Below are 23776 nucleotides of genomic sequence, written 5' to 3'. Positions count from 1 at the left end.
TAAAATCTCTTGTCTTCGTACGAAGAAGCATGCACTGAATACCAAAAGAATACTAGAAAGTGCTGAATGAATACCAAGTTGAACTAAGGCAATCAGTAAACATACAGAAGGCAACGGTAAACCGACAGAAAGCAAATGGTAAGCCGACAGAAAGCAAATGGTAAACATATCGATGCTGAGTAGTAAATATGTAGAAGGCGGACAACAGACATATAAAAGGCAGATATAGGTAGAAGGCGAATACATATAAAGGCGAATACAGGTAGGAAGAATACAGGTAAGGCAGATATGGGTAGAAAGAACTCAGGTAAGGCGAAATAAAGGTGATGAAGTGAAAAAGCTGGACAATTGCAGATATTCTCAAATTTCCGAAAACCCGACTGCCGGCGGTGATAAAGAAGAGGTTCTGGTTATAGGCCACTGCCTGCTCAACCCCATTGTAAGGGTGAAAGGCGTGAAACCCGCCCAGCCGGTCGACACGCGGGGTGCAAACGTTATCCAGCTTCCCTGTCCCGAAGCCATGTTTTTCGGCATGCGACGCCGGGAAATTACTAAAGACCAGCTCGACCATCCTGCCTACCGGCGCTTTTGCCGGGAAATCTTTACCCATATCGCAGACCTGCTCGAAGACCTCTCAGCCAGGGGCGTAAATATAAAAATTGTCGGCGTTCCGAAAAGCCCCTCCTGCGGCGTGGAAATAACAAGCGTTGGCGGAGAGCCAGGCAAAATTAAAGAGTTTCATCACAGGCATGAACCGGGACCCGGGGTGTTTATGGAAGAGATTATGAAGGAGCTTAAGAAAAGGAATGTAAAGTTTGAGATAGAGGATGCGGGAAAGTAAGAATAAAGGGATTAGTAAAATATCAGCGAGGGTCAAGGTAAATTTTTTATTTCATCTCCTAGAACATCTGGAGGATAATGGAAAAATAGTCTCTTCTTTGATCCCCATTTACGCATATGCTTAATTTCCATCAATCTCTTCCAGAGATCCTCTTTACCAGTAAGTTTCGCCTGCACCGCCGTCTCCTACCAGTAAAACTTTAACTTCGTTTAATGGTCAGATTTCTCATATTCAAGAGACTTAAAATAATTTATAACGGCCTCTCTACCTTTTTTTACAATTTCTATTGGAGGATTTTCAAGAGGGTTTCCTTCGAGGAATATTCCTTCCTGTAGGAAATGGTACTTCCATTTAATATCCAGACCTAACTCTAATATTTCAGGAGGCAGAGAAGTCAATTGATTGCAAGATATGTTAAGTGAAGTAAGATTTTTCAGCTTGGATATTTCAGGAGGTAGAGAGGTCAATTGATTGTCAGATATGTCAAGTGAAGTAAGATTCTCCAACTTGGAGATTTCAGGAGGCAGAGAAGTCAGTTGATTGCTAGATATGTCAAGTTCAATAAGATTTTTCAGCTTGAAGATTTCAGGAGGCAGAGAAGTCAATTTATTTACAGATATGTTAAGTATTATAAGATTTTCCAACCTTGAGAGTTCTGGAGGCAGTAAAGTCAATTCATTGACAGATATGTCAAGTGCCTTAAGTTTTACCAACTTGGAGATCTCAGGAGGCAGAGAAGTCAATTGATTGCCATATATGTAAAATCTCTTAAGATTTCTCAACTTTGAGATTTCAGGAGGCAATGAAGTCAACTGATTGTTAGATATGTCAAGTGTTTTAAGATTTTCCAACCTTGAGATTTCAGAAGGCAGCGAAGTCAATAGATTGCCATATATGTAAAGTGTCTTAAGATTTACCAATCTTGAGATTTCAGGAGGCAGTGAAGTCAATTGATTGCAAGATATGTTAAGTGTTTTAAGATTTACCAATCTTGAGAGTTCAGAAGGCAGAGAAGTCAATTCGTTGCCATATATCTCAAGTTCAGTAAGATTCTCCAACTTTGAGATTTCAGGAGGCAGTGAAGTCAACTGATTGTTAGATATATAAAGTGTTCTAAGATTTACCAACCTTGAGAGTTCAGAAGGCAGCGAAGTCAATAGATTGCCAGATATGTTAAGTTTTTTAAGATTTTCCAGCCTGGAGAGTCCTGGGGGCAGTGAATTCAATCGATTGTCAGATATGTCAAGTTCAGTAAGGTTTTCCAACCTTGAGAGTTCTGGAGGCAGTGGAATCAGCTGTTTTGGAGTTAATTGTTTATAAGATATGTAAAGTGTCCTGAGTTTTACCAACTTGGAGATCTCAGGAGGCAGCGAAATCAATTGATTGCAAGATATGTGAAGTGTCTTAAGATTTTCCAACCTTGAGAGTTCTGGGGGCAGTGGAGTCAATTGATTGCCATATATGTAAAGTGTTTTAAGATTTACCAATCTTGAGATTTCAGGAGGCAGAGAAGTCAATAGATTGTTAGATATATCAAGTGAAGTAAGATTTTCCAGCTTGGAGATCTCAGGAGGTAGCGAAGTCAACTGATTGTTAGATATGTCAAGTGAAGTAAGGTTTTTCAGCTTGAAGATTTCAGGAGGCATCGAAGTCAATTGATTTTCAGACATCTCAAGTTCAGTAAGATTCTCCAACTTTGAGATTTCAGGAGGCAGCGAAGTCAATTGATTGCAAGATATGCAAAGTGTCTTAAGATTTTCCAGCTTGGAGATTTCAGGGGGCAGAGAAGTTGGTTTTTGACACGAAAGGTCCAGCATAGTCGCGTTACTTTCTTTAGCTTTTATAATCAGATCTTTGATCTCTCTCAATTCCATTGAAAGCCCACATCCCTAAAAATAATTAAAGACCAACTTTTGTAATAAATCTCAATTCTTGAAATTATAATATATAAGAATGATGCCAAATTTTAAAATATAAGTTTTTACTTAAATACTTTCCTACTCTAATTAACATTAGGCGATAATTGGGAAATATAAGGCAAAAAGAATAGGACATAAAGTTCTGTCATCTGGATATTTCGGAAATTATTGAGAATATGCAGTCACTTTTTAATTCAGTTTCTTATTTTTTACTCATAGACCCTATAATAATTCTCATATCCTCAACCGTGTTAATATTCACAAAAGTCCTTAATTCAGGATCAATCTCCCTAATTTCCGAAACCTCAACAAACACTACATCCTTCATTTCAAAAACCGGCGCAAGTACAGATCTTTTTTCTCTCTCAAAGGCTTTTTCGATTTCAGGAATCAGTTTCTTTGAATAAACCGCATGCAGAGATTCAAACTTCTTATTCTCCCATTTAGGAAGGGCAGCATCGTGCCCACTTGCTTTCTCAAACAGCAGGTCTACAACTCTGGAATTTACAAAAGGCATATCCCCCGCGCAGACAAAAGAGTATTCTGCTCTGGATTCTAGCAGTCCCGCCCGGATGCCTTCAAGGGGGCCGGCGTCTTTCAGGGTATCAAAACAGAAACGGATCTCGCACGCAGGGAATTTTTCAAGCGCAGGTCTGAACTTTTCTTCCTGGGTTTTGTCCCGGACTGAGAGAATAACTTCGTCCACAGCCCGGAAAAGGCTTTCTAGCAGGCGTTCAAGAATAGTTTTTTCTTCGAATTTTAGAAGGGATTTTTCAACCATGCCAATTCGCCTGCCCCTGCCACCCGCCAGCACGACTGCGCTTCTGAATTCTGTCTGTTCCCTGTCTGGTTCTGTTTTTCCGCTCATTTGCTCATTTCCGGGGTTTTATTGCTCTAGTGTAATTTTCTGTTTTTCTTCTGCTTGCCTATGGTTTTTAATTCTTATCTTCTCTCTCAGGTTTGTTTCTTATCTGTTTTTCATCTTATTCTCTGTCGTGCACCCAGAATTCTTCTTTTTCCGTAAATTCTTTCTTCCAGATAGGGGCTTCGGCTTTTATGCGTTCTATGGCTTCGTTGAGTGCAGGGAAAAGTTCGGTTCTGTGGGCGGCTGCGATGACGATGTAGACTATGTCTTCTCCGGCTTTGATAACGCCTGTTTTGTGATGGATCAGGACTTCAAGGATGCCTTCTTTCTTTTTCAGGTCTTCCCGGATGCAGTCAAGGGCTTTTGAGGCTTCGGGTTCGTATTTCTCGAACTCGAGCTTTGAGGTTCTTTCATTTCCTGCCAGCTCGCGGACTATTCCGGTAAAAGTGCCGATTGCGCCTGCTTTTCGGATGGCAGGATTTTTCCGGGCTTTCTTTATAAGGGCTTCCAGGGTATAGCGGTCTGGCTGGGCAAGGGCGACTCCTACAAGGGAGGATGTAAGCTCTTCATGCATATCAATATCGGTAGGCACTCTAAAAACTACATTTGAAATTTCCTGCAGATCGCCAATCACGATTTTCGGGAGCTTGCTCTCCTTAAAACCTTCTACCACGGCAAAATCTATGCCCTGGTCGCAAAGCTGGTCAAGTGCATGCTCAAGATTAAAATTCCTGGAAAAGCTGACAAGTTCGGTTCCTGCTGCTTCCGTGCCTGTTATTCCTATTACCACGTCAGCGCCTGCATCAAAGTGCCTTCCCGTATCGGTATCTGCGGGATTGAGACGCTGTTCCCCCATATGTTTTACAGTGCCTACGGTCCCGAGCCCGGAAAGGTTTCGGACAAGAGCGGAGACAAGGGCAGTTTTGCCCGATTTCTTATACCCGACAACTGAGATGACTTTCATTAAAGAGCGTTATATACTTCCCGGTATAAGTAAGGGCCGGCACTTTTTCTCATCTTCTCTCTTCTTTTCTCTTCTTGATTTTACCGGGCATTTGTGAAGATTCAAATATTGAAACTTTGATATTATCTGTAAAGGGTTTAACCAGTCTAATCAGTTTAATCTATATAAAGAATTGAAATCAAGATGGGAAAAAGAGGGGGTAACTTATGGAAATAAGTAAGATCAGGATTCGCGATATCCCTGAAGAGGAGCGCCCTAGAGAGAGGCTTATTCGAAACGGGCCGGAATCGCTTTCAAACGCTGAACTGCTTGGAGTTATCCTGAGAACAGGATCAAGGGAAGAAAATGCTGTCAGCTTGGCCAACCAAATACTCTCGAAATATAATATTAAACAGCTCAGTCTTACAAATGTTTCAAGGCTTACGCAGGTTCATGGAGTCGGGAAGGCAAAAGCTGCCCAGATAGCTGCAGTTTTCGAGCTTGCCCTCCGGCTTGAGACTTTTGTGGAAGAGCCGAAAAGGAAAATTTGTTCCCCAAAAGATGTATATGCCCTGATGTACCCTAAAATGCGGGAGCAGAAAAAAGAAAAGTTTATAACGCTTTGCCTTGATACAAAAAACCAGGTTCTGAAGGAAGAAGTCGTATCCATCGGCAGCCTGAATGCAAGTATTGTTCATCCGCGTGAGGTTTTCAAGTCCGCCCTTATGGAATCCTCGGCATCGGTAATTATGGTTCATAATCATCCTTCAGGAGACCCTAGCCCGAGCCGGGAAGACATAATGGTAACCGAGAAAATAGTAGAAGGAGGAAAACTCCTTGGGATTGACGTGCTTGACCATATTATTATTGGGGACGGCAGATATGTGAGCCTTAAAGATGAGGGTTTTGTAAGGTAAAATATGGCTTAAAGACAAGAACTCTCAATATAGAGACTATCAATATAGAGACTATCAATATAGAGACTATCAATATAGAGACTGTCAAGGCAGTTGAAAACTCTGAAAATGCTGGTATAATGAAATCCTGTGAAAAACAGACAGCAATGCAATCCTGCTCAAACCTTATTTGAGAAATTGACAAAAGTGGAGATTTAAACCTGACCCATTTAACTGTCAGGGAAAAACTCATTTAATGTGAGCGAATTTATTAAATCGAGATCTGCAGACTTCTGTTCTCAGGGGCTATAGTAACAAATGCCAGAATCAATTGCTTTACCTTCAGTTTATCATCCTGTCAAATCTGTATTATTGAATTTCGTTTTATCGGACTTACTAAAATTACGATATCTATATATATTTATAAGAAATGGGCTTTTCGATTAAACAAATTTTCCTCCCAGTCCCTATCCCCTTTAAAAAGGAGGTTTTCTGAATTACAAAACATATAAACGCCTGTACACTGGATAGCAGAGAGATTGAGGGAATAACCCTGGATGATCCTTATACTGTACCTTATAAGGGCATTTACGCTATCTGTGATGCAGCAAATGAATATGCGGAGATCATTGAGCACTCTAACTGTTACAGCGGGGCCGCCTGGTCCCTTTATCATTATGCAAAAGCACCTCTTGTCCTGAAAGTCCGTTCGACTGGAAATATGATCCGTTATCTCATGAAAACCGGATCCTCAAAGCTTGAACTCAAACCATCGGTTGCAGCTGCGGGCATTGAATCCGTGATTGTGCAGGGAGATGAGGTAGAAATCACTTATGCTGGGCTAGGAGGTGGAGGCGTGGGCGCAACCCGCTGCAGGGCATTTGCAGACGGAGTGCTTCGTTATAACATCTCTGAGTCGGGAGGCGAGAGATGCGCAAGAGGAACGATTACTGTTCCACGCAGGGACCGCGTCCTTATAGGCATAGATGACACCGACTCAAAAGAAGTAGGAGCGACCTGGACCCTGACTCACAATATTGCAAAGGAACTCGACTGTCTGGAAGCTGTTTATCTTTCCCATGCGCTTGTCCAGCTTTTTCCGGTTCCGGAAAAAACCCAGAATTGCATGTCTACAGTGCTCGAATTCGGCTGCGTGGACGAGAAAGCTAAATCAAGGCTGGTAAACACTTTCAAAAAAACCCTTGAAAAGTACAGTGCTTCATCCCAGACCGGAATGGTTGTCCTTTCGGATTTCTATGCAAAAGGATTATATGAATACAGCAACCGCAGTCGGACTGAAAGGATTTCGAAAGCTGAGGCTTTGCAGTGTGCCAGAGAAAACGGCGTGGGAGTCCTGCTTGATGGCAACGGAGTAATAGGTGCGCTTGCTTCTCTCCCCTGGTTCGCAAGACCTGAAGAGTCTATAATTTCCGGTACTCAGATCAAGCCCCTTACCATGAAAAAGATTAAAACGACATTTAAGAAGCAGTAAATAGCAAAACAAGAAACTTGAAATAGAAACCTCAGCCGAGACTTAAAATATTAAATTTAATTTATCGAAATTATAAATTATCGAATTATTAACTATCGAATTGCAAGCTATAGGAATTTCAGTTTATAAAGAGTTTTATTATGAAAGCTTAATTATTCGAAATTTTAAAGTATAAAAATAGAGTTACATGAAGCTTTGAATTACATGAAGCTTTGAGCTACATGAAACTTTGAATTATAGAACTTACGTTATAAAGGTTGAATTCAATATTCTTTGAATTCCGTCAGTGTGGGGTCAGTTTGAAAAAAGAAGAAGGAGTATCAGAGTGCACCGGATTTGAAGCCCTTTACCTTGCAGCCCTTGATAGTGATGTCAGCCTTATAACAGGTGTTCCCGGGTACCCGATTACCTCCCTTATGGAACTTTTTTTGAGAAAGCCCGGGGAAAAGGAGCCTGTCGAAGTTTCTAAAGATAAGCCCCGGTTTTCCAGGTCACCTGCTTCTGAGATACCGAGGGACTATAGCGCCAGGTGGCTGACAAATGAGAAAGTTGCCCTGGAAATCGCTCTCGGAGCATCGGTTTCGGGCAGAAGAGCACTTGTGCTTGTAAAGCATGTAGGGATGAACCTCCTCTCAGATCCACTTATAACCTCGATTACACACACCATAGGAGCCGGTCTTGTTATAATTGCAGGTGATGACCCTGGCGCAAAAGGTTCTCAGAATGAACAGGACTCCCGCTGGTACGGCCGGATAGCAGAGGTAGCTGTGTTTGACCCGGCTAACCCTAATATGGCATACAGGGCTCTAAGGCGGGCTTACGAGCTTTCAGAAGAGACCAGGACACCTGTTATCCTCAGAGTTACTGCAGGCCTGGAAAAAAGTAAAGGGAAATTAGAACGCCTTCCAGAAGCTCCAACTCTCCATCCTGAGTTCGACCGCACAATCTGGAAAAAACGGATGGTAGAAAAACACCAGCTCTTTCACTCCATAACCTATCCACTGCTAGAAAAGGAAGCTGAGGGCACGTACCTAAATGAGGTAAGGGGAAGAGTAGCCGAAAATACGGACCTTAGTAAGGTAAAGGAAAAAGCAACTGAAAACACAGGACATGCATCAGGTCGGGAGCATGAAAAGATAGGGATTATTTCCTCAGGTTTTACATCCTCGACTGTCGAAGAAATTCTCAAAAAACAGATTAAGCCCCATGCTGAGGATTCCTGTCCTGAGATCTCGCATCTATCCCTTACCCTTGTGAACCCGCTCCCCCTTGAGAAAATTAAGGCTTTCTTGAAAAACAACGATAAGGTACTCGTTGTCGAAGAGTCTGAACCTTTTATAGAAGAACAGATTCGGATCGCAGGCAAGGTTTACGGGAAAAAGACAGGGCATCTTCCATACGGGCAGGTAAAGTCTGAAGATCTCGAATTTGCCCTTGAGCATATAGGAGAAGAGATCTTAAAACCTGCAATTTCTGCAGTACTTAAAGCCGGAGACAGGACTTTAATTTGCAACGACTGCCCCTATCTTCCCCTTTATCACCTGCTTAGCAGGCTTGACGTGAGGGTTGCAGGCGATATGGGCTGTTCCGTCCTAAGTGCACCCGAGCCCCTTGCTGCAATCGATGTTAGCTTTGCCCTTGGCTCGGCAGTCTCGGTTGCCTGCGGTTTTGGGAAAAAAGGCATAGCCATAATTGGGGATTTTGCCCTTGCACATTCGGGCATTCTCGGGCTGCTAAATGCCGCGACTACAGGCTGCGATTTGCTTGTGCTCGTACTCCAGAACGAAGTTGCAGCCATGACCGGTGGGCAAACTGTCCCTGATCTCAGTAAAGTGGTTGAGGCAATAACTCCTGATGTTTCATTTTTTGATATCGACACAGATGAAGAAAGAGTGCAGGACAAGACAGGGGAAGTAATAGATAGAACTGGGAAAATGACATATGAGACAGAAAAAACGACAGATAGGACCGGGAATGATAAAGAAGCGAGGAATGGAATAGAATACCATATTCCGAGTACCAGGCTCTCTGAACTGATCCAAGCGAAACTTGCACTTCCTGGGCTTTCTGTAATATTCATAAAAGGAAAGTGCAGAAAATATTGATCTGGAACTTTTTATTATTTGTCCCTTGAGCTTGATCTGGAGGCAGTAAGGTTCTTCTAAAAGGTCATGAAGGGGGCTACTGAAATTGTAAGTATGAGAATAGCTTCTAAATATGGAAAAAGCTTCCTATCAGAGTTAATCAATAACCCTGGTTACCTGCAATAATTCACTCTTATTAATGTTTCTGCAGCAAGTTCTCCAGTATTTCACATAATCTTCTGTTATTTCAATAAACTTTCACTATTTTTTTATCTCGCCTTTGTACTCTCATTTATAATATGACAACCTTCTGCAAGGTCAGGTATAACTTTAAAACCCTGAATATTCGGAATAAGAGCTTATTATCCTTTTTATCCTGTGCTTTCTAAGAGGTCTGTATACAGGGGGCAGGATAAAACATAAATTCTCCAAAGGGAACAAGAACTTGCAGGCTTAATAATATAAATATGCAATACTGGCACCTGGATGATTATTATATGGAAATCAAAATAAAAAATCATAGAGTTTATATATAAAACGATTAATATCTGTTTAAAGTATTTATGGTTATAAATAAAAATTATATCATAAGTTCACTCTTCAGTAAACAGGCGCTGTATGAACCTCACAACTATTGAGCTTTAATTTACAGAGTTGAGATTATGAAAAACAAAATAATAGCATTTGATTTTCTTAGGGCTTTAGCAATAGCAATGATCATTCCGGCTCACTTAAGTAACTTTTTGTCTTCTACTTACAGCAAGTTAGCCCTTTACGCGGTTGACCCTTATGTCGCAAACATGGGTCTGGGACTTTTTATATTCATGAGTGGATACTTGCTATACTTTAATAATCACTCAATACATTCATTCCAGAATATATTGTCTTTCTACAGGAAAAGACTTCTGAGGATTTTCCCTCTTTACTGGGCTGCTATTGCCGCTTTTACACTTGTATTCTTTATATTTGCCCCGAAGTTAAACTCAGGCTTTGTATACCCTAATGCTGAGCATGTGTTTACTTTTCATAACGTAATAGTGCATATACTGGGACTGCAGATTTTCCTTGCTCCTGCTTATGCATCTCCTATGCTGACACTGTACTTTATAGGTCTGATTATTGTCTTTTATGCGGTTTATCCATTGATAATAATGCTTTCAAAAGATTCAAAGCAGCTGTTACTTTATTCTTCTCTAGTATTCCTAGGGTTTTTATTAATCTCAAGGAGTTTTAACATTATTGAACACCGTTTTTTTATGTTTTTCCCTGTATTTATATTTGGAATCCTTACCTGTAAAGAGAGTCTGTTTGAAAAGTCAATGACATTTATCTTGAGGATTCCCTTTGTCAAGATATTCCTGGCAGCCCTTCCTATTATATTCGTACTGATTATTGTTCTGGGCTCAAGAACAGCCCTACTTCTTGACCCCAAGGTTTCGTTAACCATTACGTCAGCAGGCAGCGGCACTATTGGTTCTTCTACAGTTGTATCGATGTTGGAAAGCGTTGCGAACTCTCTGGGCCTGGGGTACGTTACCTTGAAATTTATCATCGACTCTGTACTTCTTAATGTTTTTATAATTACTTTCTGTATTCTGGAGTACGGGTTTGCAATGAAATTCATTGATGATAAATTATCAAATTCCTGGAGCTCTGCCCTTACGTATATCGCTACAGCTTCATATTGCATTTACCTCTTCCACAGACCTTTCCTGGCACTCTGGAATTCGGCTACAAACTTTATAAGCAATCCATTCTTGCATGATGCCATCGTAATATTTGTAGCTTTACCACTCCTGCTGTTGATCTCGTATCACTTCCAGATTCTGGAATTAAATCTGAAGAAGTCCTTCTCACACAAAAAAGCCCCTCACAGGGATTTCTCCCTTACAGACTCCACAACCGACACCGGCAAGTTAGCAAGCAGCCGGTCGAAAGTGCCTGGAAGAAGATCGAAGCTTTAAAACCCTCCAAGCCCATACAGCAGTTTTCGCTCAAGCCTTTTTACGAAAAGGTTTGCAGTCAGGCTTTTTTTGGGAAGGCTTGCGTGCAAGCAGCTGAGTAAAAGAGAGTACTTAGAGACTTCATTTTTTGTTTTACAGTATTTTCCGAGGTACTCCGGGTATTTTAATCTGAGGGAGTTTGCCGTGCCTGACAATGTTTAGAGCATGGAGTGGTGGAACCATGGAGTTTAATTGCAGCGAGAGGAAGAAAGAGAAAAATATTAACTGGGTAACTGATGCGGCAACCCGTAAAACGCAAGTGTAAAAGTAAGAACGAACGCAACTTTTGGAGAAATGCATGAGAAGAGACGCTGAGGGGGAGATTCGAACTCCCGCAGCGCGAAGCGCTACCGGTTTTCAAGACCGGCGCCGTAGTCCACTTGGCTACCTCAGCAGGTTGATAGAATTATCTTTATAGCTCCTGGTAGGGTTATGATCAAATCATCTTGAGATTCCCGCAAGCGTATACAGACAACCCTATTAAGATATATAAAATTTGCGAAGAGGAAGAACTCTTCGCTTTTTTGAAGATTTAAGGTGAAATCAGGCTTCAGATTCTGAGGATCCGCCAGTTTCAGCTTCGGGCTCAGGTTCAGCTTCGGTTTCAGCTCCGGGCTCGGCTGGTACTTCAGCTTCGGATTCAGCAGTCACCTTTTCAATGAACTGGACTTCCTTAAAGCCGGCGTACTTAAAGAGTTCGGATGCGACCCTGTTCTTTGCCATGAGCCAGCGCTGGTTGAAGGTAAGGCCAGTGGGGATGTAGATTTTTGCGACGCCATCAGCTGTTTCGATTTCCAGATCCCTCAAGCCGGTGTAGAGGGCGAGCAGGCCTTGGATTTTCTCAATGTCGGTCTCAAGAACTTTTTCGATAGTATATTCATAAGTAACGGTTTTGCCTGCGAGAGGGCTGTTAAAGTCTACAGTTACCCTGCGGCCTATAACCCTGGTGACAATACCTCTTCTGCCATCTACCTCAACTGCAAGGCCGGGGTGGGCGTTACGGTCTTTTAGTTTTGTAATGGAAATGGTCTCTACAAGTTTGGGGTTGCTCGGGCCAAAGGCTTTTTCCGGAGGGATTACAATGGTTCCACTATAACCGACTTCCTTTCCTTCAAGATCCTCGTCAAGACCTTCAATAGTATGACCTGCTCCGACAATAACAACGTCTCCGCCGTAAAGCCCACGCGGGTTAAAAATATCTTCCTTTTTTGCAAGATCTTCGTCTGTTGTGTCGAAAACCCTGCCATCTTCGAACTTACCTGTGTAGTTCAACTTTATAAAGTCGCCTTTCTGGATTGCCATAATTCTCAACTCTTTCATAAATTAACTAAATTGATAAGCAAGATAGCTATTCACTGTCAGCCAAATTCAGCATAAAGTGTTTCACGCTATAGAACTCTGCCTTTAATAAGCTTTTTGGGAATCCATGGGGTTACTGCCTATTATAAGAACAGTTCTGAAAACATTAGGCTCTTGAACAGCTTTATCTGAATCAGCGCCGATTGACCACAAAATTCACTTTGTATAAACAACGGTTCTGGAAGTGAACAGATAAAACCTTTTTATTATATTTATAGGGATCGCCAGCTTTTGCAGAATGCTCTCTCCTGCAAATTGCCCGGGCAAAAGCAAAAGTTCGGGCACAAAAATTCGTATTACTGTGTTTTAAGTCTGATATACTTCTAAGTCTAAATCACTTTCTTATATTCCATATGTCTTTCGATTACTATTTATGCCACTAAATTACAATAAAATATTAGAATATGATTCAGGGTATAATTTGGGGAATTCGGGAATGTAATTATTCGGGAATGTAATATTTGTTTTTCCCGTTAAGTATACTTTTATATTTCATCAGCCGGACTGTGAGGATACTTAACAGAAAGTTTTCGTTTTCAGGAGAGGGTATATGGAAAAGAAGCTCATGAGAATAGGAATTTCCCTGCCAGGGAAACTTCTGGACAAATTTGATAAAACTCTTCTGAAGAGAGGTTATTCATCTCGGTCTGAAGGAATAAGGGATTCCATAAGGACATACAACCAGCACTACGAGTGGATGTAGCAGATAAGGGGCAGAAGAGTTGCAACGATTTCGATTGTATACGATTGCTCAAAAACAGGAGTATCGAACGATCTGGCAAAAATTCAGCATGAAAACATAGACCTGATAAACTCCTCAGTACGTTTCCATATTGAGCCAAACTCCTGCTTTGAAGTGATAATTTTGCAGGGCGAAGGGGAGAAAATTGTAGCGCTGGCTGAAAAAATCTTGAGTTTGAAAGGAGTTAAGCACTCCAGACTAATGACTGTCCCTAAAGAAAAAATTGAAAAGACGCCTTAAAAGCCTTCCAGTCCTGAAATAGTTCGAAGCATATTTTATTTTCAATTTAAAATTGTAAATTCCACTTTAAAAGCTTTGAACGTCCGGAAAAACACCGAATCGAAAACAATTTATATACTGCGGTTCAGTATGCGGGTAACTCAATTCACGTGATGTGAAATTTAAGAATTAACAAGAAATAGATTCGCTAATTGTCAATTTGACTAAAAGTGATCTGCATGGGCCTGACAAAAGTTCATTTCACGTTAAATGTGTATTTGATTAGTTTTGAGAGATTGGTACGGGATATTATTGCCACTTTATGCATAAGGAAATGGAGACAGGTAGAAAAAGAAAATGTTGTATCTATAGAGGATTCCATGCTTCCTGAGATTATCCGAATTCAAGCAGAAGGTTTTGAAACTAAAAGCCGTAACGGCATCAGGCGATACTCGAAACGACTGAGAAAAATCTTTTACGTGGCAATAAACCAGGACAGAGTTGTAGGTTACTGCATATATTATATAAAGCCTGTCCTGTCTCTAAAGGGCTTTAAGAAAAAGTCGGTAATTTACTCAATTTCAATTGATAAGGATTTTAGAAGAAAAGGTTATGGTGAAAAACTCTTAAGAGAAAGTGCCAGAGAAATGGGGGTAAATGGAATAACCTCAATTCTTTTATATGTAAACACAAAAAATCTTCCTGCAATAAAGTTATACGAAAAAATAGGCTTCAAGACGACTAATGAAATAAAAGATATATGCGGCCTGAAAGAGACATGTTATGAGATGGAATTGAAAATTCTTTAATCTCAGGCTCTCTGTCATTCCCTGATCTTCATAACTCTCTCATCTTCATCATTCCCTGATCTTCATCGCTTCCGCAATATTCCTAAAACTTCTTGATACCAACTTTTAGATAAATAAGTAGTTATGGAAAACTGATTTTATTCAAATGTTTTTTTACCTGATATAACACTTTTTACCTGGATTTTCTCTCTTTCATTACGATATTTGGGAAAATTTTGTTAAAAGATATATTTAATAAAGATTGAATTATCTATATATGTTTAATTGCCTGGCTATTGGAAACTTCTGTTGCCTCAAAGGTAATAATTTTAATAGCTCCTAATTAAAAATTTTTTAAAGCTAATTTCACCAGCTTTTTATTCTAAGGTGATCCTATGGGTCTTACAAAAATTCACACTCGATCAGCTATATACTTAATGAGTTTTAAGAGGCTACTGCAAGATACCGCTGGCAGTCTTCTGGTAAAACAATGGAAACTGATAGAAAAAGAAGACATTGTGCCAATTGAGGACTCCATGCTTCCTGAAGTTCTTAGAATCCAGGTTGACGGATTTGAAAACGGGAACGAGGAAAAACTGATAAAATATTCTAAAAAATCAAGAAATATTTTTTACGTCATCAAGGATAAGGATAAAATTGTGGGTTACTGTGTTTACTACCTGAAACCTGTACTCTCTCTCAAAGGCTTTGAGAAACAATCAGTAATATCCTCAATTGCAACGGATAAAAATTTTAGAGGCAAAGGTTTTGCTGAGAGATTATTAAAGGGCAGCATTGAAGAAATGAAGGTGAACGGAATAACCTTCATTCACTTATATGTCAACGTAAATAACCTTCCTGCTATAAAGTTATACGAAAAAACTGGCTTTCGCATAATTAAACAGGTAGAAAACATATGCGGCCAGAATGAAAAATGTTATGAGATGGGATTGAGACTCGCTTGAAGCTTTTCCCTGTGTGACCTGTTTTTCTGCTCTGGCAAATTTTCCGCACTTTCTTAAAGGTTAATTCTCAACTTTCTGGTTCTCCACGATATCGCAAGTTTCAGTGATGAAACAGATTTGTTAATGAACTGATTATTTGAAAATGAATATTAAGTAACTGGGTTTGTTAAATAACTGGGTTATTAATTAATTATTAATTAACTGAATTTATTAAATAACTGGATTATTAATTATTAATAACTAGATTTATTAATTGACTGATTTTGCTAATAAATCGATCTACGTACAGTGCTAAGTGAGACAATGTTGATATTCTTTGTATCTTTCTTGAATACATTTTCAGATTATTAAATACTGCTCATACTAACTTTATGCTTTAAGATATATTTAAATAAATCTCGGGCTCACACTTCAATGTGCCTGTAATTAATATCCTTGTATTTCTTGGCGGGCTAGTATTGCTCGTAAGAGGAGCAGACCTTTTCGTATTAACTTCGTCCCTAATTGCAAGAAGGTTCGGAGTATCCGAATTCGTAATAGGATTGACTCTTGTGTCTGTGGGCACATCAGTGCCCGAACTTGCATCTTCCCTTGCGGCATCTTTTCAGCAGGCAAGCGGAATAGTCATGGGCAATATACTTGGGTCAAACATCGCAAATATAGGGCTGATTGCAGGTATGGCTGCTCTCCTGACAAATATCAGAACTGAGGAAGTCATGCTGAGAAGGGACGGCTATATAATGCTATTTTCCTCTTTTCTTCTTTTCCTTTTTATGCTTGACTTTAAAATTTCGAGGTTAGAAGCCTTAATTTTTATTTTATTATACCTCATCTATCTTTTGTTCCTGTTTGAAAAAGTGAAAAAGCACGAAGGAGATATATATTTTAAAGATTTTATGATTTATATAATCAAATTCGAATATATTTTTGATCTAATATCAAGAATTAACCTTCAGGCCCGGAGATACCGAGAAGAAAAGCAGGGAGCAGGAAAAAAAACTGAAAGGAAAAACGGAACCGAAAAGAGAGCTATAACCGAATCAGAGACCGAATCCGTAACCGAGGAATATGAAGATGTTGACATCGATGTTACAGAAGAACATCTTCAAGAAACTAGCCTTTTAGCAGAATTCTTCAAGCTGATTGCAAGCTTAGCTGCAATCATAATTGGGGCAAATTACTTTGTCGAAGAGGCAATCTTCTTTGCTATGCTGTTCGATGTTCCGGAGACGATTATAGGGATCAGCCTTGTTGCGGTTGGGACTTCAATTCCAGAACTTATGGTAACTGTCTCGGCAGCGCGGAGCGATTACGGTGGAATTGCCCTTGGAAATGTAATAGGATCAAATATTGCGAATATACTTTTGATTCTAGGCTGCTCAGGGCTTGTCCATCCTATAATGACAACAGACATCGGCACTTTTTACATAGCACCTTTTATGCTGATAATAAGCACCCTGTTCCTTTTATTTATCCGAACGGGCTGGAAAGTAAAACGGTTAGAGGGGGTTGTCATGCTCCTTCTCTATTTCGGCTTCATGATAATGATCATCAGTATGGAGTAAGAAGTGCCCTTCTAAACAAGCCCAGGGAGATATAGAGATTAAGGTTTAAAAGATAGAAATCCAGCAGGCTCAGAAATTGCGGGCAAAAGCTGCTATCAATAAAAGCTGTTTTCAATTTAATGATACATGCGGGCTAACAGCTCGATAATTATAATGACGGTTAATAAAGCAGCACTGTTTTTATCCAAATTCGAATAATTCTGCATTTTGATTCATTATATCTTATTAAATATAATTTGTTTTCAGGATCTGGAAAAACAGGTAAAATCTTGAATAACATACCTTTTTCTTCCGGATAGTGCCAGAACCATTTTCAGAAGACAGAGAAAAGTAAGAAGGATTGAAAAATATTATGGGGACAAAAATCAAGAAGTACAGCAAGATAATATGCATGGAAGCCAGAGCCGAACGCAAAAGATTTAAAGCAAAACCAGCAGGTCATAAACTGGTTAATCGACTAGAGTTTATGAGGACTGGTTTTGCTGAAAGTCTCTGATTCTAAAACAGTTATTTCAGGATGCAGATTTTCAAAATTAATTATTTGATAGGCTAGGCTGTACATTGAGAAGACACACTTGCAAATGCAGCCGAAGAAGTACACCCGCATTTCCTGCAATAATAAAATATATTTGAACCAATTACCTGCTTTTTAAGAGGTGTGCTGCACCGGGTACATTCTACAGAAGATTCAAACATCTCAGTCTCACTCCATAATAATAAGTGGCTCAAGCCTCACAGTTTCCTTTTTTGTCCAGTACCCACAAACCTGACAGTACTGAAATTCCTTGAAAAGATTATTCTCAAGCTTGGAGTGGCACTCCGGACAATGTATTAAGATAGACATTCAAAATCGCTCCCAGTAAAAGTTATTAATTAAAATTCCCTCAAATTATTATTTGGACATTTTTCAACTGTACTAGCCTTGTTTTTCCTTCATTTCATTACCTTCCCAGTTCTTTTTCTGTTTCCAGAACTTTAAGGGTGATCTTCATAACCGAATCAGGATTGAGTGAAATTGAATCTATTCCCTGTTTCACCAGAAACTCTGCAACTTCTGGAAAGTCACTCGGAGCCTGACCGCAAATTCCGCTGTGCCTTCCGTTCCGTTTTGCTCCCTGCACAGCCATTGCCATTATTTTCATAACCCCTGGGTCTCGCTCATCAAATTCTGCGGCAAGGAGTTCGGAATCTCTGTCAACTCCGAGGGTCAGCTGGGTCAGGTCATTTGAGCCTATGGAAATGCCATCGAAGAACTCACTAAATTCATCGATAAGGAGAACATTGTTCGGAATCTCGCACATAACATAGACCTGAAGTCCGTTTTCTCCTCTTCTGAGCCCATTTTTCTCCATTTCGGCAATAACCTTCCGTGCCTCTTCGACCGTCCTGCAGAAGGGAATCATAAGAATAAGATTTGTAAGCCCCATTTCATCCCTGACTTTTTTCATAGCTCTGCACTCAAGGGCATATCCCTCCCTGTAGCGTTCATCGAAGTAGCGGGAAGCTCCCCTGAACCCTATCATGGGATTGCTTTCCTCCATTTCGAAATAACTACCCCCTATAAGGCTTGCATATTCATTGGTCTTGAAATCGCTCATACGGACTACAACAGGCTTCGGATAGAAAGCCGCAGCAATAGTCCCGACTCCCTGAGCAAGCTGTTCGACAAAGTAATCTTCTTTCCTGTAGCCCTGAGTAAGCTGTTCAATTTCCTGAAGGACTTTAGGGTCTTTGATCTTCTCAGGGTGCACAAGCGCCATAGGATGGATTTTTATATAGCTTGTAATGATGAATTCCAGCCTCGCAAGCCCTATTCCGTCGTTTGGGATCATGGAAAAACCAAAAGCCTCTTCCGGATTTCCCAGATTCATCATAATCTTGGTTTTCGGGCGTTTTATGTCTTTCAGGCTCAGGGTGTCTTTATGGAAAGGAAGAATACCGTCATATACAAGCCCATCTTCACCTTCGGCACAGCTCACCGTGATCTCCCTACCTGTCTCAAGCACTTCGGTTGCATTGCCTGCTCCCACAACAGCAGGAATTCCGAGTTCTCGACTGACAATAGCTGCGTGGCAGGTTCTTCCTCCTTTGTTTGTAACAATAGCAGCCGCGGTTTTCATTACAGGCTCCCAATCCGGAGTTGTGGTATCCGCAACCAGGATTTCCCCGGGTTTAAAAGAAGGCAGGTCTGAGATATCCGGAATTACATGCGCTTTTCCAGATGCAATCTTGTCGCCTACGCTCCTGCCAATCACAAGGACTTCTGATCTTTTTTCAAGTACATAGGTCTCAAGGACATCTTTGCTCCGCTGGGACTGGACCGTTTCCGGCCTTGCCTGTACTACAAAGAGTTCCCCTGTTATACCATCTTTTGCCCATTCAATATCCATGGGCCTGGGTTCCCCAAACTTCTCAGAGTAATAATCTTCTATGGCTATCGCATACTCGGCAAGTTTGAGCACTTCGTCGTCATTAATACAGAATCGCAGCCTGTCAGCATCGGGAACCTCAACGTTGCGGGTAAGTATTTTGGAGCCACCCTGGCCATAGATCATCTTGATTTCCTTGCTCCCTACTTTTTTCTGGATAATCGGTCTGTATCCTTTCCTGAATGTCGGTTTGAAGACATAGAACTCATCAGGGTTAACCTGCCCCTGAACGATATTTTCCCCGAGCCCATATGCACCTGTGATGAAAACCACGTCCCTGAAACCGGTCTCCGTGTCAAGGGTAAAGATAACCCCGCTGGAAGCCAGGTCCGACCTGACCATCTTCATAATTCCTATGGAGAGAGCTACTTTAAAATGGTCAAACTTGTTGGTTACACGGTAGGAAATAGCCCTATCCGTAAAGAGTGAAGCAAAACAGCGGATACAGGCGTCACGAAGCCCGGGATAGCCCCGGATATTCAGATAAGTCTCCTGCTGACCTGCAAAAGAAGCTGTGGGAAGATCTTCAGCCGTCGCCGAACTCCTCACTGCTACATCCGTATTTTCCCCGTATTGCTCACAGAGGCGGTCGTAAGCGGCTTTAATTTCCTCCCAGAGGTCATCCGGGATTCTAGCTCCAAGAATTAGGTCTCTTGCAGCTTTTCCCCTTCTTGCAAGGTCTGCAATGTTCGAGGTATCGAGCCCTTCCATTGTCCTTTTAAGTTTATCCAGAATACCTCCGGCTTCAAGTGTATGCCAGTAAGCATCAGCAGTAACTGAAAACCCGTTTGGAATCCTCACCCCCTTCTTGGTAAGCTCCCTGTACATCTCTCCAAGCGAAGCATTCTTCCCGCCCACAAGTGGGATGTCATCAATCGTGGTCTCTTCAAACCAGCGGATGTATTTGCTTTCTTTCTCAAACATCTCCCAGAAAATCCCCTTTTAAAATTATTTACTGTAATGTAAAAGTGCGGCAACACATTTAAACTTTCATGTTAAATTTATAAACCCCTGGCTAAGGTCAGGATGTTCCTTATAAAATTCAATTTCCTAATCGCATGTTTGATACCATCAATGGTACACTAATGTTCCAAATATATTTATGCGCTAATCAAAGAAATGAGTTTCCTGCCATGTGAAAGTTAAAGAAATGTTCATCCTCTGGCAATTAGACAACATTCTCAGGACATTGTGAGGAACGAATGCCGTAAACAGTTGTTTTTTCCAATAATCTTTTTCTTGGAAGGCGAGATAATAAATTAAGAGAAAGTAAGACCAGTAGACTTCATATGGGAAGCTTATTAAATGGACATGTTTCGAATTATTTAACTCCGTAAGCCTGCTTTTCAAATTCTGAATTACGGACATCAATGTTTAAGATCATCCCTGGACAATACTGAACCAAAGCTATTTTTTTCTAAAACCATTTCCTTGCTTATGGGGCTAGCTTTATGGAACTGGCAGGTATTGACATACTTGATATTCTTACAGCGATAGACCAGTTTATCTGGGGACCACCACTTCTGATTTTGCTTGTGGGGACCGGGATTTTCCTGACATGGAAACTCGGAATGATCCAGGTGTTCAGGCTTCCCCTTGCACTCAAATATGTGTTAAATTCAAGAAAATCTGAAATTGAAGTACAGGGGGATGTTTCCAGCTTTGCGGCGCTCAGCACTGCACTGTCCGCAACAATAGGAACTGGGAATATAGTCGGGGTTGCAACTGCAATAAAAACCGGGGGTCCAGGAGCTCTTTTCTGGATGCTTCTTGCAGCTTTTTTCGGAATGGCAACCATGTATTCCGAATCCCTGCTTGCAGTCAAATACAGGACTGTGGATGCAAACGGACAGATGTCAGGAGGACCCATATATTATATCAGAGACGGGCTGGAAGAAAAAAAGTATAGCCGTGTTCTTGCAACCGCCTTTGCTTTCTTTGGAGTAAGTGTAGCTCTTTTCGGGATAGGTACTTTTCCGCAGGTAAATGCCATAGTCGATTCAGCAAGGATTGCCTTTGATATTCCTGAAGTCCTTAGTGCGGCTGTAATAAGCCTGCTTGCAGCATTTGTCACGCTTGGCGGGATCAGGAGAATTGCAGCCGTAGCCCAGTTTTTAGTGCCTTTCATGGCAGCAGGCTATGTACTGGGCTGCATGTTAATTATAGGGTTAAACCTTGAAAAACTTCCTGAAACTCTTACCCTGATAATAAGCTCCGCATTTACAGGAACGGCTGCGTAGGGCGGCTTCCTTAGGGTAGGGGTGATGCTTGCAGTAAGAATGGGAATTGCTCGTGGGATTTTTTCAAACGAGTCAGGGCTTGGAAGTGCCCCCATAGCTGCCGCGGCTGCGAAGGTAAAAGAGCCAGCCAGACAGGGCCTTATTTCCATGACAGGAACCTTCTTTGATACCTTTATCATCTGCCTCATGACCGGAACAGTACTGATTATAACGGATTCCTGGACAGGCGAACTTGCAGGTGCCTATATGACAAGCTACGCTTTTTCTACTGTACTCTCAGAAACCGGAAGCTATATCGTAACAATCGGGTTAATTTGCTTTGCCTTTACAACTATTCTGGGATGGAATTACTATGGTGAGCTCTGTACGGAATTTCTCTTCGGGGTAAAAGGAATTCTCCCTTACAAGCTAGTTTATATCCTTATTGTTGCCTCAGGCGCTTTCCTGGCTCTCGATGTCATCTGGGTGCTTGCAGACATCGTAAACGGTCTCATGGCAATTCCAAACCTCATTGCCCTCCTGGCTCTGCGGAGAGTAATTGCCTCTGAAACCAGGCAGTATTTTAAGAAGCTGGAGGTTGAAACCTCAAAAACGCCTAAGGTATCGAAATAAATTGTTGCACCGCGATCGTTGAGCCGAAACCGTTGCGCCGGTTTATCACGCCGACCGCGCCTACCAGCTGTTTTCGCTCAAGCCTTTTTTCAAAAGGCTTGTGATCAAACTTTTTCTTAAAAAGTTTGTGTTTATCACCAAGCGTTGTACCGCTTGACCACGCTGTTGCTCGGGGTTTTCGCTCAAGCCTTTTTTCAAAAGGCTTGTGATTAAACTTTTTCTTAAAAAATTTGCGTATATCACGCTGGATAGGGTTTGGGAGATAAGGTTCTCAAATTCGATGCTTATGCCGTTTTCGCTCAAGCCTTTTTTGAAAAGGCTTGTGATAGAAAAATACAACATGTCAGAGGTTGCAAATAAAGTGCAAACATTATAAACCAGGTATTAGGACTGTTACCTATGAAGCTCTCCTATTCAGAAAAAAGTTCCTGCCCCGAGAAAAAGAAGCATAAACTGATAGATCGAGTGTCGGCAAAAAGAGGATCTTCAGATAGTGAAAAGCTGAAAGATAGAAAATCGGTGTATAAAATGCCTGTAAATAGAGCACAGGCGTCAGCTCTTCGTTTTGCAGTTGCCGTGTTAATGGTATCTGTCTTTCTGACAGGCCCGGTATTTGCAATTGTAGTGTCCGGAAGCACGCAGCTTGTAATTGAGATCTCGGAAATCACTCCCAATCCTGCCAGGCCAGGCGAAGACCTGCTTATAAGGGTCAATATACATAATATCGGAGATGAGCCTGCAGAGGACGTAATTATAGGGATTGAGGAAATTTCTCCTTTCGTTTTTAAGTACAGTACATCAGAAGTGTACGGCTCCGGGACTAACATGGAGCGAACCTTCCAGATTCAACAGATACGGCAGCGTTCCAAAGTCGAACTTAACTTCTATTTCAGAGCGGATCCTGAGACTGAATCCGGGATCTATCAGCTAGAATTTACTGTCAAGGACAAGGGCGGGACAAGTTTTTCGAGAAGAATCCCGATTCGAGTGGAAGGAAATCCTGACCTTGTGCTTACAGGCACTGAAATCTTTCCTGCAAACGGAAATAATTACTCTTCGGGAGCCATAGTTCCGGGACAGGAGTTTTACCTCAGGACAGCCGTTAAGAATGCAGGAAATGGGGACGCGAAAAATGTCAGGGTAATACTTAACCTTAACAGCTCCTCGCCTTTGATCCCGCTGGAAGATAATGTCCGTTTTTTTGAGAACCTTAGTGCAGGCAGCTCCGGAAACCTGTCGTTCAAACTTTTGCTCGGCAGTAATGCCGATGTGCAGCCCTACAGGATTCCACTGCGGATAACAGCCTCGAATAACACCGACACCTTCCAGATAGACAAGGTCCAGGAGATCGGGATTAATGTGCTTAACCGGGCGAAAATCGATGTTTCAAGCCTGAAATTCGATCCTGGAATGCCTGTGAGAGGACAACAGGTATCCATGACTATCAGGCTTGAGAATGTTGGAAAAGGGGAAGCCCGTTCGGTTAAAGCCAGGCTTGAGGGGCTTGAGGGTTCGGGAAGTACTACCGCCTTCCTTGGACGCCTGGATAAGGATGACGATGCTCCTGCAGTTTTTACCTTTACCCCTGAAAAAGCAGGTGAGCAGGAAGTGACGCTGCTGGTTGAGTATGAGGATGACTTCGGTAAACATCAACTTAGCGAGGACCTTACATTCAGTGTGGAAAGACAGAAGGGAAGCATTATTCCGCTTGTGCTCGGAGCAGTCCTCATTCTTGCAGCTATAGTTTTTTATATGAAAAAGAAAGGCAAAATCTGAGATGCGGAGATTAAAAAAACCGAAAAATATTATTAACC

The 23776-nt window shown here is 41.4% G+C and carries 18 protein-coding genes, 1 tRNA gene and 2 pseudogenes; 12 read left to right on the top strand and 9 right to left on the bottom strand.

The genetic code is table 11. The features are described 5' to 3' along the window. Positions 1-331: 331 nt before the first annotated feature. On the top strand, positions 332-841 hold the full coding sequence (locus AOB57_RS01615; protein ID WP_054298092.1) for a DUF523 domain-containing protein: 510 nt from the start codon (positions 332-334) through the stop codon (positions 839-841). A 32-nt stretch (positions 842-873) separates the two neighbouring features. On the opposite strand, the gene AOB57_RS01610 is transcribed toward AOB57_RS01615, so the two are convergent. The 4 genes from AOB57_RS01610 to AOB57_RS01595 form a co-directional block, all read right to left on the bottom strand. Beyond that, positions 874-1017, bottom strand: a complete 144-nt coding sequence (locus AOB57_RS01610) for a hypothetical protein (RefSeq protein ID WP_167829505.1) — start codon at positions 1015-1017, stop codon at positions 874-876. Positions 1018-1050: 33 nt separating this feature from the next. Beyond that, the gene (locus AOB57_RS01605; RefSeq protein WP_054298093.1) at positions 1051-2715 is read right to left on the bottom strand and encodes a leucine-rich repeat domain-containing protein; all 1665 of its coding nucleotides are present in this window, start codon (positions 2713-2715) and stop codon (positions 1051-1053) included. 247 nt (positions 2716-2962) lie between these two features. Continuing rightward, positions 2963-3628 (bottom strand): molybdenum cofactor guanylyltransferase, encoded by a 666-nt coding sequence (locus AOB57_RS01600; RefSeq protein WP_054298094.1) that lies wholly within the window; start codon positions 3626-3628, stop codon positions 2963-2965. A 115-nt stretch (positions 3629-3743) separates the two neighbouring features. Further along, entirely contained in the window at positions 3744-4589 is an 846-nt protein-coding gene (locus tag AOB57_RS01595; RefSeq protein WP_054298095.1) for a molybdopterin synthase, read from the bottom strand. A gap of 206 nt (positions 4590-4795) precedes the next feature. Between AOB57_RS01595 and radC the strand changes: the two genes are divergently transcribed. Then, positions 4796-5485, top strand: coding sequence for a RadC family protein (gene radC / locus AOB57_RS01590; RefSeq protein WP_054298096.1), 690 nt, complete (start codon positions 4796-4798; stop codon positions 5483-5485). A 400-nt stretch (positions 5486-5885) separates the two neighbouring features. Here radC and AOB57_RS14390 read toward each other — a convergent pair whose 3' ends face one another. Continuing rightward, positions 5886-6140, bottom strand: a complete 255-nt coding sequence (locus AOB57_RS14390; RefSeq protein ID WP_226999582.1) for a hypothetical protein — start codon at positions 6138-6140, stop codon at positions 5886-5888. Between AOB57_RS14390 and mmp11 the strand changes: the two genes are divergently transcribed. From mmp11 to AOB57_RS01575, 3 genes are all read left to right on the top strand, one after another. Further along, positions 6051-6956: a methanogenesis marker protein 11 gene (gene mmp11 / locus AOB57_RS01585; protein ID WP_226999728.1), complete on the top strand. Its 906-nt coding sequence runs from the start codon at positions 6051-6053 to the stop codon at positions 6954-6956. The two genes, AOB57_RS14390 and mmp11, sit on opposite strands and share 90 nt — an antisense overlap. Before the next feature lie 299 nt (positions 6957-7255). Beyond that, on the top strand, positions 7256-9061 hold the full coding sequence (locus AOB57_RS01580) for a thiamine pyrophosphate-dependent enzyme (protein ID WP_054298098.1): 1806 nt from the start codon (positions 7256-7258) through the stop codon (positions 9059-9061). Positions 9062-9702: 641 nt separating this feature from the next. After that, a complete protein-coding gene (locus AOB57_RS01575) occupies positions 9703-11004 on the top strand; it encodes an acyltransferase family protein (RefSeq protein WP_082384087.1) in 1302 nt (433 codons plus the stop codon). A 348-nt stretch (positions 11005-11352) separates the two neighbouring features. On the opposite strand, the gene AOB57_RS01570 is transcribed toward AOB57_RS01575, so the two are convergent. Both AOB57_RS01570 and AOB57_RS01565 read right to left on the bottom strand, forming a co-directional pair. Beyond that, a tRNA-Ser gene (locus AOB57_RS01570) sits at positions 11353-11437 on the bottom strand. 149 nt (positions 11438-11586) lie between these two features. Further along, positions 11587-12345, bottom strand: coding sequence for a peptidylprolyl isomerase (locus AOB57_RS01565; RefSeq protein WP_054298100.1), 759 nt, complete (start codon positions 12343-12345; stop codon positions 11587-11589). A gap of 607 nt (positions 12346-12952) precedes the next feature. Here AOB57_RS01565 and nikR point away from each other — a divergent pair. From nikR to AOB57_RS01540, 5 genes and pseudogenes are all read left to right on the top strand, one after another. Beyond that, positions 12953-13384, top strand: a pseudogene (gene nikR / locus AOB57_RS01560) (nickel-responsive transcriptional regulator NikR). A 218-nt stretch (positions 13385-13602) separates the two neighbouring features. Further along, positions 13603-14172 (top strand): GNAT family N-acetyltransferase, encoded by a 570-nt coding sequence (locus AOB57_RS01555; RefSeq protein ID WP_193726285.1) that lies wholly within the window; start codon positions 13603-13605, stop codon positions 14170-14172. Positions 14173-14546: 374 nt separating this feature from the next. Next, positions 14547-15116 carry a GNAT family N-acetyltransferase gene (locus AOB57_RS01550; protein ID WP_054298102.1) on the top strand — a complete coding sequence of 190 codons (570 nt, stop codon included), beginning with the start codon at positions 14547-14549 and terminating at the stop codon, positions 15114-15116. A 416-nt stretch (positions 15117-15532) separates the two neighbouring features. Further along, positions 15533-16681: a calcium/sodium antiporter gene (locus AOB57_RS01545; RefSeq protein WP_054298103.1), complete on the top strand. Its 1149-nt coding sequence runs from the start codon at positions 15533-15535 to the stop codon at positions 16679-16681. Positions 16682-17021: 340 nt separating this feature from the next. Further along, the gene (locus AOB57_RS01540; RefSeq protein WP_167829504.1) at positions 17022-17177 is read left to right on the top strand and encodes a hypothetical protein; all 156 of its coding nucleotides are present in this window, start codon (positions 17022-17024) and stop codon (positions 17175-17177) included. A 207-nt stretch (positions 17178-17384) separates the two neighbouring features. Here AOB57_RS01540 and AOB57_RS01535 read toward each other — a convergent pair whose 3' ends face one another. Beyond that, positions 17385-17525, bottom strand: coding sequence for a hypothetical protein (locus AOB57_RS01535; RefSeq protein WP_167829503.1), 141 nt, complete (start codon positions 17523-17525; stop codon positions 17385-17387). A 97-nt stretch (positions 17526-17622) separates the two neighbouring features. Continuing rightward, positions 17623-20034 carry a phosphoenolpyruvate synthase gene (gene ppsA, locus AOB57_RS01530; protein WP_054298104.1) on the bottom strand — a complete coding sequence of 804 codons (2412 nt, stop codon included), beginning with the start codon at positions 20032-20034 and terminating at the stop codon, positions 17623-17625. Positions 20035-20561: 527 nt separating this feature from the next. Here ppsA and AOB57_RS01525 point away from each other — a divergent pair. Together AOB57_RS01525 and AOB57_RS01520 are read left to right on the top strand one after the other, a co-directional pair. Further along, positions 20562-21962: pseudogene (locus AOB57_RS01525) on the top strand (alanine/glycine:cation symporter family protein). A gap of 465 nt (positions 21963-22427) precedes the next feature. Beyond that, entirely contained in the window at positions 22428-23738 is a 1311-nt protein-coding gene (locus AOB57_RS01520; RefSeq protein WP_226999581.1) for a COG1361 S-layer family protein, read from the top strand. Positions 23739-23776 lie beyond the last annotated feature (38 nt).

Origin of the sequence: Methanosarcina flavescens, from assembly GCF_001304615.2 — an archaeon.
GTDB lineage: Archaea > Halobacteriota > Methanosarcinia > Methanosarcinales > Methanosarcinaceae > Methanosarcina > Methanosarcina flavescens.
This window is presented reverse-complemented; position numbering and strand designations above follow the sequence as displayed.

What these genes read in the sequence shown, in the direction of transcription:
- AOB57_RS01595 (WP_054298095.1), bottom strand. Translation starts at nt 4,589, where the DNA reads ATGAAAGTCATCTCAGTTGTCGGGTATAAGAAATCGGGCAAAACTGCC.
- AOB57_RS01605 (WP_054298093.1), bottom strand. Translation starts at nt 2,715, where the DNA reads ATGGAATTGAGAGAGATCAAAGATCTGATTATAAAAGCTAAAGAAAGT.
- AOB57_RS01600 (WP_054298094.1), bottom strand. Translation starts at nt 3,628, where the DNA reads ATGAGCGGAAAAACAGAACCAGACAGGGAACAGACAGAATTCAGAAGC.
- radC (WP_054298096.1), top strand. Translation starts at nt 4,796, where the DNA reads ATGGAAATAAGTAAGATCAGGATTCGCGATATCCCTGAAGAGGAGCGC.
- ppsA (WP_054298104.1), bottom strand. Translation starts at nt 20,034, where the DNA reads ATGTTTGAGAAAGAAAGCAAATACATCCGCTGGTTTGAAGAGACCACG.
- AOB57_RS01575 (WP_082384087.1), top strand. Translation starts at nt 9,703, where the DNA reads ATGAAAAACAAAATAATAGCATTTGATTTTCTTAGGGCTTTAGCAATA.
- AOB57_RS01550 (WP_054298102.1), top strand. Translation starts at nt 14,547, where the DNA reads ATGGGTCTTACAAAAATTCACACTCGATCAGCTATATACTTAATGAGT.
- AOB57_RS01555 (WP_193726285.1), top strand. Translation starts at nt 13,603, where the DNA reads ATGGGCCTGACAAAAGTTCATTTCACGTTAAATGTGTATTTGATTAGT.
- AOB57_RS01535 (WP_167829503.1), bottom strand. Translation starts at nt 17,525, where the DNA reads ATGTCTATCTTAATACATTGTCCGGAGTGCCACTCCAAGCTTGAGAAT.
- AOB57_RS14390 (WP_226999582.1), bottom strand. Translation starts at nt 6,140, where the DNA reads ATGATAAAGGGACCAGGCGGCCCCGCTGTAACAGTTAGAGTGCTCAAT.
- AOB57_RS01565 (WP_054298100.1), bottom strand. Translation starts at nt 12,345, where the DNA reads ATGGCAATCCAGAAAGGCGACTTTATAAAGTTGAACTACACAGGTAAG.